Raw genomic sequence first — 16765 nt, 5'->3', positions numbered from 1 at the left:
ATGACCTTACAGGACCTCTATACCCCCGGCTTTTATTCCGATCAGATTGAAGGGTCTTTACAATCCGCACAGTGCATTGTTCCGTTCGTCCTGCAACACCTGCCGGACCTGAAGTCCGTTGTGGATTTTGGCTGCGGTACAGGCGCATGGCTGAAACTTTTCTCAACAAACGGCGTAAAACGCATCAAGGGGCTTGATGGCGGCGCCCTGGATCCCGATCAGTATCTGATTGCCCCTTCAGACCGGCATTCCGTCGATCTTTCACAGCCCATCGCACTTGACGAAAACTTCGATCTTGCCATCAGCCTTGAGGTGGCGGAGCACATTGATGAAGACAAAGCCAATGTCTTTATCGGCAATATGTGTGCCGCCAGCCGCACCATTCTGTTTGGCGCGGCCATTCCCGGCCAGGGCGGCCACCACCATGTCAATGAACGCTGGGCCAGTTACTGGCATGATAAGTTCCAACAAAGAGGGTACCGGGCTTTCGATGTCATCCGCCCCTTTTTCTGGAACGATGACAGGGTCGCCTGGTGGTACCGGCAAAATATGCTGATCTATGTGCACAAGGATCTGACCGGCCGCCTAAAAACGATGGAAAAGTTTCAAAAAAGCACGCCGCCCATTCTGGACATCATTCATCCGGCCTGTTTCACGCCGCTTCAAAAGACAGTGGCCAAAGTGAAAAGACCGGAAAACGCTATCCACGGCTTTCTCATGAGCGATGCGCATCAATCCCTGTGCAATGACTGGCTGGACACGATTGAACGTTACCGAGTGGATAATTTGACCATCATAGGCGCCGGTGGTCTTGAAGGGATGGGACCATATCTGATTGCCGCATGTCAAAAAAGAAAAGTAAAAATTCACGCTTATTATGACTTTCTGCCCATCGACGATAGTATAGTGGTAAACGGTGTTAAATTTTCCCCCTTAACCGCACTGAAAGCACATGGAGCTGAAAATACATATTTGATTGCATCACCAGGGTACGGCGCCCAGATTTTGGACTATCTACAGAATATTGGCGTGAATATTTTTTCAAACAATATCATCAACACGAAAGCGACCAAAAAATGAATAAAAACAACAAGAACCATATAACAGACTATATAAAAATAAATATACCTTCAGATAATTTAGGCATTTTTTTTGAAGTATTAATCAATAAAATATACACATCTATCGTGAAAAATGACGATTATTGCATCGATTTGGGGTCAAGTTACGGCAGACATACATGGCCGCTACTGCAAGCTGTTGGAAACACAGGCAAAGTTTTTGCCGTTGATGCGCTGCCTGACCTCACCACGCTCATGAGCACTCTGGCTGAGCAGGCCAATACAAGTAATCTTGAAATTCATCATGTCGCAGTGGGCCGCACGAAAGGGGAAGGAACCTTTTGCAAAGTTACCGAGGATTCCGGTTACAGTGGTCTGCGCAAGCGCAAACTCCCCGATGGCTGGTCTGAAAATGTTACATATTTTACTGTAGCTATCACACTTCTGGACGACCTTCTCAAAGACAGAGCACATCTCATAAAATTTATAAAAGCCGACCTTGAGGGCGGCGAACTGGATGCTTTACGGGGCGGTCGATCCATACTTGCCCAAGACAGACCCACCATCGTATTTGAACACGGCGGTCAGAACGCAGCGCAATTATATGGTTTCGAAAGACAGGAGTTTTTCAATTTTTTCGCTGATCATGATTATAATTTGTTCGATCTTTTCGGGCGTCCGTTTGAATATGCGGACTGGGACAAATCCGGTGTTCCCTGGTATCTGATTGCATGCCCTTCAGAGAGCCAGGAGATATCTTATATCTCCGGTCAGTATGAGGATGATATAAAAACACTTTGTGAGGAATTCGCCTTTCATATGAAAATCCCTGCAATGGAAGCCAAGGCTGTATGCAATGCCGCCATAAACGAATACAAAATCTCACCGGACGATATCGACGTTCATCTTCTGAAACTGGCCGATAAACTGTGCCCAGCCAATCCGACAATCGCATATCGTTTATATGTCGCTGACAAACTTGGCTTGAACTGACGCCCTCCAAGACAAATCCGGACGACGAAACCAATCCAAGATACGAAAGCGCCAGCTTCACCGCTATTGTCACCGTACGACAGGACAACCGTAAATCATACCAGTTATATATACAGACCAAGACGCTGAATTTTTCCGATTATTCCGTTTTAGCCTTGAACACGGAAAGCCGATTGCCCCAAGTCTATTTTACCAATAAAAATTTGAATGTTCGAAACGCAATTCATCGATACCCGTTACCTTGAGATGCTTTTTTACAGAATTTCTGTAGCGCTCAGAAAATTCATCAAAATAGAGATAATAATTATTTTGCACCAGAAATGTTAGAATACCCCTGTAAACCATCCAATTATCATGCTCATGATCAGCCATCAAAATAGATTTTAGTATTTTCTCTCTCGGGACATCGCCATACAGAAGGCGTTCCAATCTTTTTTCATCGGATAAATATCTATCCTCCAGCACACCTTTTTTCAGAACATCCCGTACACTGTCACCAAATTTCAGTGACATATCGCTGAACCCCATGCTTAACGGATCCGTGTCGCAATAGCCGAAAACCTGAAAGTCGCGCGCGAACAAATGTCTTACCAATTCAACGGTGTGTGGTGTATAATAGCGTTCTGCTTTTTCGGCAGCCGCTGTTCGGTGACCGTCAATTTTTTCGACAAAAATACTTTGCCCATCCAGCGTATTACGGACTGCTTGCATGTTTTCCATTCGGCCAATAAAATCATAGCGCGCATAAGGAAGAAGCAGATTCATATATTGGGGCCTGAAATGTGGATCGATCAAGACAGGCTCTTCCGTAGAAATTAATTCAAGAAATTTTTCGAAAGAAAGAGTTTCAAGGCTGACCGTGCCAGGATCAAGATCAAAGCGCCTGCACAAATACCCCTTAATGATCGGGTCAGTATCGCCATCGACCTTATCGAGATAGGCTGAAAGAATACGGTGGAACGGATTTCGTACAACACTGAACCAAAAGGATTGCTCAACGGCCCGTACACGGATTTCTTCGGCGGCCGACAGGAGGTCGGGGACAAATATGCCGGCTTTCAAGTCATGGATGTCTTCCACATCCGTATTACCGCGACCCAATAGCCTGGCGCTGGCTTTCCACAACGCCGTCTTGATGGATGTACAACCCACTTTGGGATTATTGGCATACACAACGGGTAACGGCGGTGCATGGAGGAGAGGATGGATGATCAAACTCTCATCCAATGAATATGCTGGATCAGGAAAACAGTCAGGCATTGTCAGCAAACCTTAAGATAAGCGTATCGGATACCGATATGGATGCAAGATGCATGGTGCCAATATCTTCGGCATACATGACCAACCTTTTAACGGCACTGCAAATTTTAAGGTTCGGTTTATATTAATCGCTACAGCCAAACTGTTCCGGCAAACGAAGTATAACATCTTGCTCGCAACCATCTCTCGGCCTTAGTGTGGAAAAAATTATCTCGGGGCCAACATTAACACCGCCTTCAATACAGATATCAGACGGCACGAAGACAAGCCTGGCACCGGTCTTGCTTTTATCCATTAGGGCATTGTGATGAGATTTGCTCCCCAAAAGACGGAAGGCAACGATGATAGATCGCTTTGAAAAACTGTACAGCGGTGTCATTTATGACGCGATACATTTTGACCTGTGTGTCAAACGCCCTTTTCTGATCCATCATGACGTCAAGCCGCAGTGGATTTCCGGTCGGGAGCCGGTGCGTTTCGGCTATGCCCTGACCTGCCGGGGGGAAACGGTTTCCGATGCAAAACACATTGACGACACGGTCCGCATCGACATGTTCAAATCTTTTTATGAGGGCTGTTTCCAAGTCATCGCCACCGGCGGTGACAGGCGGGTTGCCCATTTTGGTGATATCTCGGGCAAGCTGGCCGCCAAATTCGGCGCGGTCGGGGTGGTAACGGACGGCTTCACCCGCGATATCTCCATCCTGGAAGAGGACGCTTTTCCGGTTTACGCTAGGGGGGTCAAACCGGTCGACGCCTTTGGGCGCTGGCAGATTGTCGAGTTTGAATGTCCCGTCACGCTGGACGGGGCGGAAGGCGATGTGGATGTCTTTCCCGGTGACGGGGTGTTTGCAGACAGGGATTCCGTGATGATTCTGCCCCGGGACCTGATAGCCGACATTCTGGAAAAAGCCGAAGCGCGTCTCGCACGGGAAGAGGATGTGCGGCGTGAATTGAAAAATACGGACGACATCATGGCCCTTTACGAGAGGATCGGCCGATGGTGAGAGACACGCTCTTCACCGCAGAATTCACGACAAATCATATGGGCAACCTGAACATTCTTCTGCGCATGGCGGACAAGGCGAAGGAAGCCGGCTGCGATTATATAAAAATGCAGAAAAAGGATGTGGAAAGCTTCTATTCGCAGGAAAAACTCAACAGCACATATCAAAGCCCATATGGCCGGACATATCGGGATTACCGCTCGATTTTTGAATTTTCGGACGAAGATCACAGACGCTTCGATGACAAATGCAGAACATTGGGCATACGCTGGTTCGTCACCGCTCAGGACCTGACGTCCCTGACGGGCATGCTGAAATTCGACCTGCCAATGTACAAGGTGGCCTCGGTCAACGCGACGAACACGGATCTGCTGAAAGGCATCCGCGACGCCATCCCCGAGAGCAAAACCCTTGTAATATCGGTGGCCGGGCGCAGCCTGCCGGAAATAGAAGCAACGCTTTCCCTTTTCCCGGATCATCGCATCCACCTTCTGCACTGTGTCGCGGAGTATCCGTGCAAAGTGGAAAACCTGCGTCTCGGCAATATCCCCATCCTGAAACGGACATTCGAGGATGACCGGATCCGCATCGGCTATTCCGGCCATGAAGAGGGTATCCTGCCGTCCCTGGCCGCCATCCATCTGGGGGCCGGCATGGTGGAGCGCCATTTCGCCCTGTCCCGCCATTCTTTCGTGCATCACATCGAATGCAGCCTGGAGCCGCCGGAATTCGCCGAAATGGTCCGGATCGCACGGCGGGAGGAAAGCCTGGCCCCTTATGCCGAACGGTTGCCCAGGTCGGCTTTTGAATCCTCCTTCGGCATGACCGACATGGAGAAATCCTTTCTCAAAGACCACACATATGGCACGGATTACCTGAGAGATGGCAGTGCATTCCAGAACTGACGAATCTGCCGGCAACAATGACATGCCGGATTTTTCGGGGAAGACCGTCGCCTTTGTCCATGCCAAGGGCACAAGCGACCGGGTACCCGGCAAAAATATGCGCCGTCTGAACGGCAAACCGCTTATTCACCACGCCCTGACCAATGCCCTTGCGGCGAACAAGGTCGATCATGTGATCATCGACAGCGACAGCCCGGATATTCTCGATTACGGTGCCGCTCTTGGTGCAGTGCCCGTCAAAAGGCCCGCGACCCTCGCCACCAACGCGGCCACCGGCGATGACTTGGCGGCCTATCAGGCGAGTGTCGCGGCACAATCGGACATCTGCCTTCAGGTGATACCGACATCGCCCTTTGTCACGCCGCAAACCATAGACCGCGGTATCACCTTGATCGAAGACAGCGATGCCGACAGCGTGGTCGGCGTCACCAGCGATGTGTTCTATTTCTGGGATCAGGAAGGTCCGGCCTATTACAGATCGGACGGCACCATCCCAAACAGCATTGATCTGCCGCCGTCCATCTATGAAACCACGGGCCTGTATATCAACAGAACAGCCGCCGTCCTGAAGTCCGGCCGGCGTCTCAACCCCGACAATGCGCGCTTTCTGATGCTGTCACGCCTGGAGGCGGTCGACATCAATACCGAGGAAGATTTCGCGCTCGCGGACATCATCAGCCGTGGCATGGAAAGCATGACAGGATCATGATCCTACTGGCAAGACACGGACAGACCGACTGGAATCTGGACGGCCGCCTGCAGGGCCGCAGCAATTCGGCAGCCCTGACAGATAAAGGCCGTACGCAGGCGCTGGCGCTAGGCGCATTTTTAAGGGATTTTCCCTTGCCGGCCAGGTCCGTGTTCGCCAGCCCGCTTGAGCGCGTACGACAGTCTCTGGCCCTTGTTACCGAAAAGGTTGACTTGGGTACCATCCACACCCTTGACGAACTGGCTGAGATTGATTTCGGCCAGGCAGAAGGGCGTAGACTGGATACGGTTCAAAAGATGTGGCCGGATTTCTGGATGAAACGTCAGACGGAAAAATGGACAACCCTCTGGCCCGGTGGCGGTTCCTACGCACAGGCGCATGACCGCTTTGCCCCGCTTGCCGCCAGACTGCAGGCACACCGTCACGAAACTGACAGCGTGACCCTTGTAATGGCGCACCAATCGGTGAACAGAGCCCTGCTGGTGGCCATGAACCTGACCGGTATCGAACAGGCCCTTAAATCCGAACAGGATCATGCGACCCTGTATGTGATTTCGGCGACAGGGCTGGAGCGGACCGACATAGGATCAGAACACCCGCCTGAAGAATATGCAACAAAGGGTATTAAAGGAACCGCTGATGTACCCTGAAAGACCTCAGCGCGTCGCCGTCTGTCTCGCTGGACAGATGCGTAATTTTCACCTGTGTTACGAGGCTCTGCACCGATATATCATCGCCCCCCTGAACGCGGATGTTTTCCTCCACACATGGCCTGAAAGCGGCGCCCCTGAATGGGAAAAGAATGATCGCCTGCTGCTGCATCGAATAGAAAACAACGGCAAGCGGCAGATTTTCGCGACCGACGGTCATCATGTGCCGCTGGAACACATTCAGATATCCCCGGCGCTTATCGAGGCGCTGTATCAACCCGCTCGATACATTGTCGGTCTCGCCAATGACGAGGACAGCCGAAATGTCGGTATAGACAGAATTCCGCAAATTCTGAGGGAGCTCGAGCCGAGATGGGTCGCCGGCATGCTGCCGTCATTATACACGCAATATGTGGCCAATGACCTGAAACGCCGGCATGAGGCGCAGGCCGGTTTCAAATATGACATCGTCATCCGAACCTGTCCGGATATGCTGTTCCTGTCTCCTTTGCCGGAAAAACTGTTCACCGGGCCTGAAACCTTGTGGGTATTTGACCACGAAATAGACCCAGCCTTTCAGGCCAGCGTCAAAATGGTGTGTGCACCGTCCAGCGTCATGGATATCTACTGCGACAGTTTCCTACATGTGGACAGGCATTTCGAAGGATTTCTGCGACGCAGCGAAACGGAAACCGTCCCCGTCACGGAACGCCCCATCGGCGAAAGGCTGCTGTATCAACACGCCAAGCACCGTGGGCTGACACTGGACAGTTTCAGCATGGCCGCCAAAATACTGAGACAAAAGACAATCCCGTTGTCCGGGACATGGCGGGCAAGCACGAGCTCCACCAGAGAATCATAAAACTGAAACCTGTTGGCGGAAGAAGAACACGAAAAGACGTACCGGTCCCACACTGTTGTCAGGGCATCTAAATCCCATCGCCATCAGAGATTATGGAAGCGTATTATAATTGCGGCATATTTAAAAAATAAAAATACAGAATCTAAGCAACTGAAAATAATTTATAATATTATTTATACATAAAAAATTTATTTATTAAATACCTGATCTATCCATTTTACCCGTTCATATGAAAAATCCTTCTTTTTCTGAAAAACTGAAAATTCTTCGTCCCTATCCTGCAGTGCCCAAACGTCACTCTCTGTAAGGAGGAAATCGTATAAAATCCTTACACTGTTGATCTCGATATTATCGACCAGAAGGTAACCATCTTTTTTCAAAAACATGGATCCATAATACCAGTCAATAATAGGATAGGGAAATGCATGCCCACCATCTATCAATAGCAAATCCACGTGAATATTCTTTAAAAAAGGAAGATATTTTTGGGGCAAATCATGAATAAATTTTATGTTTTCATGAGAAAAGCCGTTCTCAACCAGCCATGACTTAATCCGCATATGCTCTTTATCGAGTGGAGAAATAGTGATAACAGATTTACAGTATTGAGCCATAACACAGGTCGTATAGCCAGCGCCGGTTTCCAGACAATGCCAGTCCGCTTTGAGATTGGATTTCATCCAGTTGACACCAAATGCACCCAAACGCCAATTGCGCGGATTTTCATCCGAGCCATGAAACCTTGGAGCTGTTTGCTCGAGGCATTCGATAACGTCCATTAAGCCCTCACCAAAACATAAAAGCTAAATTAACCATATAAACTGCGTTAAAAAACTGAGAAAGGTTTTTGTGTTTCAAGACAGAAAATCTGTTCATGGAACAGCCATACCGATCTTCAAAACAGTGTGGATGATGCAGACTCAACATACTGAGCCAACATTCTGCGCGCATCTCTGGACAGGCTTCTGACCGGCGGAAAATAAAATCAAATACACTTGGCACTATACCAAACGGGGGTTGCGGCGTGCGAAATCCCGTGCATATCCATCGTCATTCGACCATTCATAGAAATCGGCCGGCATGTCACCGGGAGTATCGGACCGGTCAAACCGCAGGAAACGCTGCAGGATATGGTCCAGTTTTTCCGGGCATCTTTTGTTCAGGCGCTGACGGGTCGCGTGCCAGTATAGCAGTTTTCCTGCGTCCGTCGCCGATACCTTTGGGCCTGCCGCATCCGCAAATGGCTCAAACAGGGTCGTGTCCGTCGCGAATGATATGGCCTGGGGGCCAAGGCACAGTATGGCTTTTTCGTGAAACAGAGCATGCCAGTAGGCCTTGCTGTTGCGCACGATCAAGCCATCGACCAGCCCCGCCAGCACACCGGTCTGAAACGCCGCTTCCGGCAGGGCCGCTTTTTCCCGGGTGAGGACACGGGGATTGCCCTGGAAAAGAGTGTAAATGGGAGAAGGTTGCGCGCCACCACCATCGCCGGGATGGGTGACAACGAGAAAAGCGGTGTCCGCCCCGGATGCGTCCAGCAGATAATGGAGGGCATCCGCATTGTTGGAAAAGCGCTGACCGGCAATCGTATAGTTGAGATACCGGCCGTCTTCGCGGGTGAAGTCGGCAGGAAACAGATAAATTCTTGAAAACGCCTGTCTGAGCCGTTCGAAAGACCGGTGCAGTTTTTCAGCCGCCTCGGGGTCTAGGCCACCGGACGTCCGAAAGCCGCGAAAATTATCAAGCGCTTCCGGCGAGGGCCGGCTTTTCACGAGAATATCGCGCCAGTACCGCTCGATGAAGGCGCTGCCCCAGAAGTTTTCCTGCCGGGTCAACTGAAAACTCCAATATCCGAGCCACGGCATATTGACGGCCTCGCCGGCCGTCAGAATACAGGCCGCCGGGAATATTTTCCGAAGATAGACATGTCCCTCAGTGCGTACCACAACAATATCAGGACGATAGTCGCCGAAAAACCGCGTCAGACCGTCCACCACGTCATGACCGGCGCCCTGATGAAAAACCGAAAAGGGCAGTCCTTCGATCAGGGATACGTCCGCTCGCGGAAAGCCGATTTTGATCCGCCGCAGGTCTTCCCCGGTAACGCCGGTCAGATTTTCGGATTTTTTCGGCAGACAATAGCGTACGGACCAAGCATCCTTGGGCAGAGCCTCAAAGGCGGGGATGATGATCTCCTCGGCCCACAGGGCGGTACATTGCGGCCCCCAAAAGAGAATGTTCAGCATGCGTGTTTACCGTGCCTTGAGATACGCGCGGCAAACATATCGGTCCTCGGCGCTTAACCGGTCCATGCCTGGTATGGCGACGGGCTCGTAAGTGAAGAAAAGGGACGGTTGCAGGGCATATTGTATCTGCAGAACCAGCCGCGGCGCGCGTCTGGGCGGCAGCCCCTTATGAATTCCCCAGGTGTTCTCCATGAAGCAGTCGCCGGCGCGGCCGGTTAAAACATCGACGCTTTCCGGGCCGAACGCCTCTTCCACCAGTGAATCCGCATACCGGTGGTTCGGTACGCCATCAAACAGCCTGTGCAGCAGATCTTCCCTGTGATCCGGCGCGATGCCCCGGCCTTCCAGACGGCGCCTGACCATGTCCTGATCGACACTGTGCCTGACATACACATGCGGTCCATCCTGCGCGTCCAGTGTGTCAGTCAGTAGGACGAAGGCCTTGCACTGGCGAAAATCGTCATTATCCCTGTGAAAAAGCTGCATATTCTGTGCCTCCTGTCCGGTTGCGAATGACCAGACGAATGTACAGATGGACACAGTGGGCAGGGCACCGAGGAACGCGGTGGCGGCCCCAAGCAGGCGTGGATGCAGAAGCATGTGAAGAAGATGCGGTGCCCGTGCGATATCCTGAAGACTGTAACGACCGATGACAACGCCATCGCGCGGCCGGTCAGCCCTGAAAGGCCGCCTGTCTTCCCCATACATCGGGTAAACATCTTTTGCCATCAGATAGGACAGGACATCCCTGACCTGACCGTTATCAAGGATCGGACCGATCGAAACAGATTCACCCTTAACCAGCTTGTCCGCATTCGCCCGATCCACCCGGTCCGGGTCCGGACTGGTCAGGGACAGTTGATCCAGTTTCGCGCGCACAGTATCCGCCAGGGCCAGGGCGGCGGCCTCGCGGGATCTGAAATCCCTCACGGAACGGCAGGCCACATAAAAGGCCTCGTTCATGTCGATTTCCTGACCGGCGTCCTGCAAGCGACCGAAACGGTGCATGTTTTCAAAGGTTACCTTCTCACCCTGATCAGCCATCCCAACCCCTCGTAAAGCCTTGGACATTTTGCCTGTATCACGAAAAAACCGTTTCGGTACAGGGTCCGCGCCACGGCATCAGCATCCCTTGAGCGCTTGCGGTTATCATGCCAAATCCGAACATTCCCTTTGATATGGTATCGGGAAAATGCCAAATGAGGTATCGGCCACCATACCAATGATGCAAAATATCCCTATGACCGAACGTCGCTTTATCGTCGCCTGCACCTTCCGGGATTTCACCGGAACACGGAATGACCGGATCCAGCGCGCCTTTCTGGAAAGCCTTGCCGCGCAAACGCATGCAGGCATCCATCTGGCCGTCACCCTTTTCGGTGAAAAACATGTCCCGGACGTGATCCGGGAATACGGTCTGGACGCCACATTTTTCGAGACCGGAACCCCGCACAAAATCTGCTGCACCGAACTGTGGACCAACGCGGCGAGCCTGGTGAAACGTCCGGACGACACCGTTTTTTACACCAATGTCGACCACCTGTTCGATCCGGACTTCTTCGTTGAGGTGGAACGGCTGCTGCCGGAAGACGGCAGCCTGATCTCGTTCCCTCACAGGATCTGCGAGTCTCTCGAGGATCATGAAAAGGGACTGAGGATTGAAGACGGCAGCGGTGAGCCGGCCATGGTACGCGGTCAGGCCATGCTGCCGGACCCGTCAATCCTGCCGCCGATGTTCCGCATGGACCCGAACAAATGGCTGCCGGACATTGTCGCGGTTTCGGGCGGGCTGATCGCCAACCGGACCGTACTGGAGCGCTATGCGCGCTGGCAGCTGGTCGATCTGTGGCCCGGTATCGCGCAAAGCGTCATGCTGGCCTTTCTGGCGCCGCCCGAACGGCGGCTGAACATCGTCTTTCAGCGCCGCTATGATGAAATCGTAAACGATTACCGGGCGGATGCCGCCGCGGACAAGACGGCGGAAACCTTCGTCGAAATGCGCAAGGCCGTTTTCCACGCCAACAAGCATAATATGGAACAGATTGCCGGTTACTCGGAAGAGGCCGGACTTCTCGATCAGTGCGCCCTGTCTTCACCAATGCGTAAAATCGAGCAAATGGCCACCTATACGGTGGCCGGCACACCGCAGCAGCAAAAAGCCTATGCCGCCTATCTGGAGTATTGGCGCAACATCTATGCCGCCCATCATTCCAGCCGCAACCACGATGACCCGGTGTTCATCGCCGAGCAGGCCGATCTGGTTCAGGCCATGAAAGGCGGATTTGACTGAGGTTTTTCCGCCAAACGGTCAATCATATTGATGAGAGCGACAACCCGCCCGGCACGCAGCATGTCGTCACCATCGCAGTGGTGTTGCACGATGGCAGCGCAAAAACCGTCCAGCCGCTGCCACGACGGGGCGTACGTGTCCGTTTTCACGTCTGAAACGGCGATGTCCCGCCGCGCGTCCTTGAAAGATGCGTTCAGCCGCAGGCCCGAGACATAGTCCCACCCGGTGTTTTCGATGATCATCCGTCCCCTGTCCCCTGTCACGTCCCAGCGGTGTAGCGGCGGACCGTCCATGGCATTTGACAGTGCGACCGATATGTCAGGAGCACCACCCGCAGACAGGTTCAGCACGGCGGTATCGTTGGCCGCCCTATCCGGCCCCGGTAACCAGGATCTGGTGATCGCATTGGAGACCCAGCCCGATTGAAACCGGACATCACCGAAAAGCCAGTCGAGTGCATGCAGCACATGGCACCCAAGGGTGGTAAAGACACCGCCTCCCATATCCGCCAGAACCTTCCATCCGTGAACACGATTGCGCTGGGCCCAGGACTGGACGGACCATGTGACCGACACCCGTTCAATAGAACCGACAGCGGCCTCTTCAATAAGCGTTTTCAGGGCCCTGAAACTGGCGGTGCCGGGAAACTGATACCCGGTTGCCACGGGCAGCGCGCGGGCGGCGGTGCCAAGGGCCGAGGCGGCGGTATCAGACAGGACAACCGGCTTTTCCAGAAAACAGGGCATGCCCTCGTCCACGCAGGTCAGGGCCATCCCCTCGGCCACCGCCGGTGGTACGGCGATGATCACACCGTCCACTCCAAGGGCGTGCAGGCCCTGCCCTGCTGTAATGAGGGGGCCTTGCAACGCGGGCGCATCCCGTGTCGGCATATCGCCGTACGGCCGCCAGTGACCGGCAAAGCGGACATGCGGCTGCCGCCGCTGAAGATGAGGCAGATAGGCCCTCAGGCCGTAACCACTGCCGGCAATCGCGATGCGTAGCAGTCTTGTGCCTTTCGCCATCCGTCAGGGCCCGTCAGTCCGTGTCCACGACAACGGGGTCCGGCAGGGGAATGATGACTTTGCCGCGAAACCCCCTTTTTCGGATATTGGCGATGATCTCATCGGCAATATGCCATGACAGCACAAGCGCATAATCGGGCTGTTCTTCATAAAGGCGGGTTTCATCAATGATGGGGATTTGCGTGCCCGGCAGATAATGACCGATCTTTGGCGATCCAGGCAGTTCACAGACGGCCGCGATCAGGTCCGCATGGGGACAGGCATAGCTGACAAGGGTTGAGGCCCGCGATGGGGCGCCGATTCCGAAGACGCTGTGTCCGGCATCGGCGATCCCGTTCAAAAGGGTTTGCAGGGCCCGGCGGTGCCGGACCACACGGCCGGCGAACGCAACCAGCGCGCTGCCGTCATCGAAACCCAGTGCTTTTTCACGGGCCAGCATGCCGCGCAAACGGTCCGACGGTGCGGCCTCTTCCGACAGGGTGAAAAAACAGCGTATGGACCCGCCGTGGGTCGGTATCGGCTTGGCATCGAAACAGGTAAAGCCATGGCGTGCCATGACATCCATCATGGATTTCACGGAATAATACCGCATGTGTTCATGATAGATCGTGTCGTACTGCAGCGTTTCGACAAGATCGACAAGATAATGGTTTTCGATGACGACCAGAGCGCCCGGCGCCAGCATCGCCTTTATATCGGCCACGATGCCATGCACGTCATCGGCATGGGCAAACATGTTGGTCGCCGTGACCAGGGACGGAGGGCCATGGATGGCAACGGCTTTGGCAGCGGCCTCCGCGCGGAAATAATCCTGAACCGTCGGGATGCCGGCGGCAATGGCATCCCTGGCGGCGTCGGACGGTTCAATCCCGACAAGACACGCGCCGCTGTCCTTGAAACTGTTCAACAGGGTCCCGTCGTTTGAGCCGATATCGACAATGACAGTCTCGCGGGACAGGGGCATGACCGCCGCCACATCCCTGGCAAGGTCTTCGAAATTGCGCCGCAGCGACGCGGTGACGCCGCTTCGATACGGGTAGCTTTCCGGAAACAGGACGTCTGGGGCAACGATATAGCCGATCTGGACAAGGCCGCACTTACCGCAACGCACAAGGTTGAGGGGAAAGGACTGCAACGCACCGCCAAGCCCCTCACTGTCCGGCAGGGCATTGACCGGCGGCAGGTGCCCGAGAAACAAAAGCGGCTCAAGCGCGCCGGAGCCACAATTCTGGCATATATCGATCTGACGGCTTCCGGGCATTCCCGCTCTTTCCCAAATCGTTACGGATGACACCACCACGTCCTTGACAGGACACGGGTCAGGACAATCGGCTCAGCCGTGAAAAGCCCTGTACCATTCAACCACATCAGGCAGACCGTCCCGCAGACTGATGCGCGGACGAAACCCCAGGGCACCGATTTTCGAGATATCCGCCAGCCTGATCCTGGTCTCCCCCGCAGGGGCGTCTTCCGCCTGCAAAGGCACGCGGTGTCCCAGGATATCCATGATCATATGCGCCAGATCCGCGATCGTCACCACCTCGTTTGAGCCGACATGATAGATGCCGTGGGCACCGGGCGTTTCATGTAAAAGCGCGACAGCACGGCAGAAATCATCGATGTGCATGAAGGCGCGCTTCTGCCCCCCGTCCCCCTTGATGGAGAGGGACCCTTCACGGGTTTCCGCCGTTTTCAGGGCCATCACCTTGCGGCATAGGTCCGGGATGACATGTTCATGCCCCATATCGGGACCGTAAATATTGTGGGGCCGGATGATTACGACCCGCTCCAACGCATCGGCAGCACAGTGCAGGGCCACCAGCTCCGAAATCAGCTTGCCACCCGCATAGCTGTAGCGCGGATTGAGCGGGTCCGGAATTTTCAGAATTTCGGTTTCAGGGGTCGGGACCTGCGACGGTGTCTGATACACCTCGGAACTGGACGCCAGAAACAGGTGCCGTACGGATGGCATTGCACAGGCGCGGGCAACATTCATCATGCCGTCCACCGCGACCGTCAGAACCTCAGCCGGCCGTTCATAGAAAAACCGGGTGCCGTTGACAGCGGCGAAATGCCAGATTGCCGTACAGCCATCGGCAGCCGTCAAAACGGTGTCGCCGCATCTGACGTCACCATCGACCAGATGCAGGCGATCATGGGTCATATCCAGACGGCCGCGCCGCCCCCTGCTGAAATCGTCGAGCACACGCACGCCGTGGCCCCTTCGCAGCAGCATATGGACAAGGGCGGATCCAACAAACCCGGCCCCACCGGTCACAAGATGCATGTCATTCATGGGATATCTTCAGTTGCCGATCTGACTTTGGCCGCCGTCATCCGTACGCGCAAACACGGTATTCTGCAACTGCGAGCCTTCACCATAAGCGACATAATCCACCGCCCCGGCGAGAGGCCCAGCCCGGTCCGTGCACGGCCAGAAGTCATAAATCACGCCGCCGGCCACCATGCGGCCCGCCAGAGCGTCCAGGTCAAGACGGTCAAACCTTTCATGATTGTTCAAGATCACCGTCAATGCCGCACCGTCCACGGCCTGTTCGATGGACGATGCCGGCTCGACACCGAGAGCACGGATATCCCCATCCCTGACTTCGGCATCAAAACCGATAAAGACAGCCCCCGGCAGTCGGGATTGCAGCGCCGACATGAAGGGTACGGCCATGGTTCCTCGCACATCGGCTGTCGCCGGGCGACCCTTGAAGGCCAGCCCCAGAAGCGCCACCCTGACCATACCAGCCGAATGGAACCGTGGCGTCAGCAGGCCGGCGATGGCAGCCGCGCCGCGTTTGGGCATGGCCTCGTTAATCTGACGCGCCACCCAGGTCAGTTGCGGTTCAAAACCGGTCCCCGCGAATGCGGACTGAAAAATATAAGTATCTTTCGAGAGGCACGGCCCGCCGACCAGGCCGACACTGGGCAGGTCCGTGCGTTTATAACCGTGAACCGCCGCATGGATGACGGCACTGGCATCAAGTGCCAGCGTATCGCAGATGGCCGCGATTTCATTGGTGAGCGCAAAATTGAGATCGCGCGCCATATTGTTGATCAGTTTGACCATTTCAGCTGATTCCACGTCGGGAACGTGGACAATATCCACCCCCAGGCTGGCAAAAAGGGTCTCGGCCCGCAGGGCGGATGCAGGGTCGGCGGCGCCGATAATCTGCGGGATTGTGTGCAATTCCCGCAGCGCCTGCCCCTCGACGATCCTTTCGGGACAGACGGCAAAACCGAACGTCTTGCCCGTTCTCTCCAGCATGGGCACCACCAGGGAGCGGGCAACGCCGGGCTTGACCGTCGAGCGCAGAATGACCAGATCGTCCGGCCGCATCCGGCGCGCGATTTCACGGACCGCATCGCGTAAGGCATCCAGACTGCAGCTTTTGTCCTCATGCACGGGGGTGCCAACCGTGACAATATAGATCCGCACGCACAAAGAGGCCGGAATAGCGGCGGCCGTCCGCAGCCGGCCGCTGGCCAGCCCTTCGGCGATCAGGTCAGTCAGGCCGGGTTCATGAATCCGGATGGAACCGGCATGAATGTCGGCAAGGTGATCCCGGTCCACATCGATACCGAGGACCCGGTGGCCGGCACCGGCCAGTGCGGCCGCCAGCGGCAGGCCGACATGTCCGAGCCCGATAACGACAATTTCTTCGGCATCAATTGTTTTTTGCGGCCCCATAAAAACTCCGAAAAAAGCATGAAGGATCGCCACCACCCCCAGGACGACCGCCCGGCAAAACGA

At 54.4% G+C, this 16765-nt stretch carries 16 protein-coding genes; 8 read left to right on the top strand and 8 right to left on the bottom strand.

What is annotated here, in order from left to right:
- Positions 1–1080 carry a class I SAM-dependent methyltransferase gene (locus BXY39_RS11575; RefSeq protein ID WP_121939056.1) on the top strand — a complete coding sequence of 360 codons (1080 nt, stop codon included), beginning with the start codon at positions 1–3 and terminating at the stop codon, positions 1078–1080.
- Positions 1077–2054, top strand: a complete 978-nt coding sequence (locus tag BXY39_RS11570; protein ID WP_121939055.1) for an FkbM family methyltransferase — start codon at positions 1077–1079, stop codon at positions 2052–2054. Before BXY39_RS11575 ends, BXY39_RS11570 begins: the two co-directional genes overlap by 4 nt.
- 189 nt (positions 2055–2243) lie before the next feature.
- Here the strand turns inward: BXY39_RS11570 and BXY39_RS11565 are convergent, their stop codons facing one another.
- Entirely contained in the window at positions 2244–3314 is a 1071-nt protein-coding gene (locus BXY39_RS11565; RefSeq protein ID WP_121939054.1) for a sulfotransferase family 2 domain-containing protein, read from the bottom strand.
- A 341-nt stretch (positions 3315–3655) separates the two neighbouring features.
- Here BXY39_RS11565 and BXY39_RS11560 point away from each other — a divergent pair, with 341 nt between their 5' ends.
- The 5 genes from BXY39_RS11560 to BXY39_RS11540 are packed head-to-tail and all read left to right on the top strand — an operon-like array spanning position 3656 to position 7447.
- Positions 3656–4321 (top strand): RraA family protein, encoded by a 666-nt coding sequence (locus BXY39_RS11560; RefSeq protein WP_121939053.1) that lies wholly within the window; start codon positions 3656–3658, stop codon positions 4319–4321.
- Positions 4315–5226, top strand: a complete 912-nt coding sequence (locus tag BXY39_RS11555) for an N-acetylneuraminate synthase family protein (protein WP_121939052.1) — start codon at positions 4315–4317, stop codon at positions 5224–5226. The genes BXY39_RS11560 and BXY39_RS11555 overlap by 7 nt, the downstream gene beginning before the upstream one ends.
- A 22-nt stretch (positions 5227–5248) precedes the next feature.
- Positions 5249–5935: an acylneuraminate cytidylyltransferase family protein gene (locus BXY39_RS11550; protein WP_170163795.1), complete on the top strand. Its 687-nt coding sequence runs from the start codon at positions 5249–5251 to the stop codon at positions 5933–5935.
- A complete protein-coding gene (locus tag BXY39_RS11545; protein ID WP_121939050.1) occupies positions 5932–6585 on the top strand; it encodes a histidine phosphatase family protein in 654 nt (217 codons plus the stop codon). Before BXY39_RS11550 ends, BXY39_RS11545 begins: the two co-directional genes overlap by 4 nt.
- A 37-nt stretch (positions 6586–6622) precedes the next feature.
- Complete coding sequence (locus BXY39_RS11540) at positions 6623–7447, top strand: hypothetical protein (protein WP_121939049.1); 825 nt, start codon at positions 6623–6625, stop codon at positions 7445–7447.
- A 188-nt stretch (positions 7448–7635) separates the two neighbouring features.
- On the opposite strand, the gene BXY39_RS11535 is transcribed toward BXY39_RS11540, so the two are convergent.
- The 3 genes from BXY39_RS11535 to BXY39_RS11525 all read right to left on the bottom strand — a co-directional run bounded on the left by BXY39_RS11535 (position 7636) and on the right by BXY39_RS11525 (position 10737).
- Complete coding sequence (locus tag BXY39_RS11535; RefSeq protein WP_121939048.1) at positions 7636–8226, bottom strand: class I SAM-dependent methyltransferase; 591 nt, start codon at positions 8224–8226, stop codon at positions 7636–7638.
- 222 nt (positions 8227–8448) lie between these two features.
- On the bottom strand, positions 8449–9693 hold the full coding sequence (locus BXY39_RS11530) for a hypothetical protein (protein WP_121939047.1): 1245 nt from the start codon (positions 9691–9693) through the stop codon (positions 8449–8451).
- A gap of 6 nt (positions 9694–9699) precedes the next feature.
- Positions 9700–10737 (bottom strand): hypothetical protein, encoded by a 1038-nt coding sequence (locus BXY39_RS11525; RefSeq protein ID WP_121939046.1) that lies wholly within the window; start codon positions 10735–10737, stop codon positions 9700–9702.
- A 196-nt stretch (positions 10738–10933) separates the two neighbouring features.
- Here BXY39_RS11525 and BXY39_RS11520 point away from each other — a divergent pair, with 196 nt between their 5' ends.
- The gene (locus tag BXY39_RS11520) at positions 10934–11983 is read left to right on the top strand and encodes a hypothetical protein (RefSeq protein ID WP_147453555.1); all 1050 of its coding nucleotides are present in this window, start codon (positions 10934–10936) and stop codon (positions 11981–11983) included.
- On the opposite strand, the gene BXY39_RS11515 is transcribed toward BXY39_RS11520, so the two are convergent.
- The 4 genes from BXY39_RS11515 to BXY39_RS11500 form a co-directional block, all read right to left on the bottom strand.
- Positions 11956–13005: a Gfo/Idh/MocA family protein gene (locus tag BXY39_RS11515; protein WP_121939044.1), complete on the bottom strand. Its 1050-nt coding sequence runs from the start codon at positions 13003–13005 to the stop codon at positions 11956–11958. The two genes, BXY39_RS11520 and BXY39_RS11515, sit on opposite strands and share 28 nt — an antisense overlap.
- A gap of 13 nt (positions 13006–13018) precedes the next feature.
- Positions 13019–14266, bottom strand: coding sequence for a class I SAM-dependent methyltransferase (locus BXY39_RS11510; RefSeq protein WP_121939043.1), 1248 nt, complete (start codon positions 14264–14266; stop codon positions 13019–13021).
- 72 nt (positions 14267–14338) lie between these two features.
- Positions 14339–15301 carry an NAD-dependent epimerase/dehydratase family protein gene (locus tag BXY39_RS11505; RefSeq protein WP_121939042.1) on the bottom strand — a complete coding sequence of 321 codons (963 nt, stop codon included), beginning with the start codon at positions 15299–15301 and terminating at the stop codon, positions 14339–14341.
- Between the two features lie 9 nt (positions 15302–15310).
- Entirely contained in the window at positions 15311–16702 is a 1392-nt protein-coding gene (locus BXY39_RS11500; protein WP_147453554.1) for a nucleotide sugar dehydrogenase, read from the bottom strand.
- Between the last annotated feature and the right edge of the window lie 63 nt (positions 16703–16765).

This window comes from Eilatimonas milleporae, assembly GCF_003688555.1.
Classification (GTDB): domain Bacteria; phylum Pseudomonadota; class Alphaproteobacteria; order Sphingomonadales; family Kordiimonadaceae; genus Eilatimonas; species Eilatimonas milleporae.
This window is presented reverse-complemented; position numbering and strand designations above follow the sequence as displayed.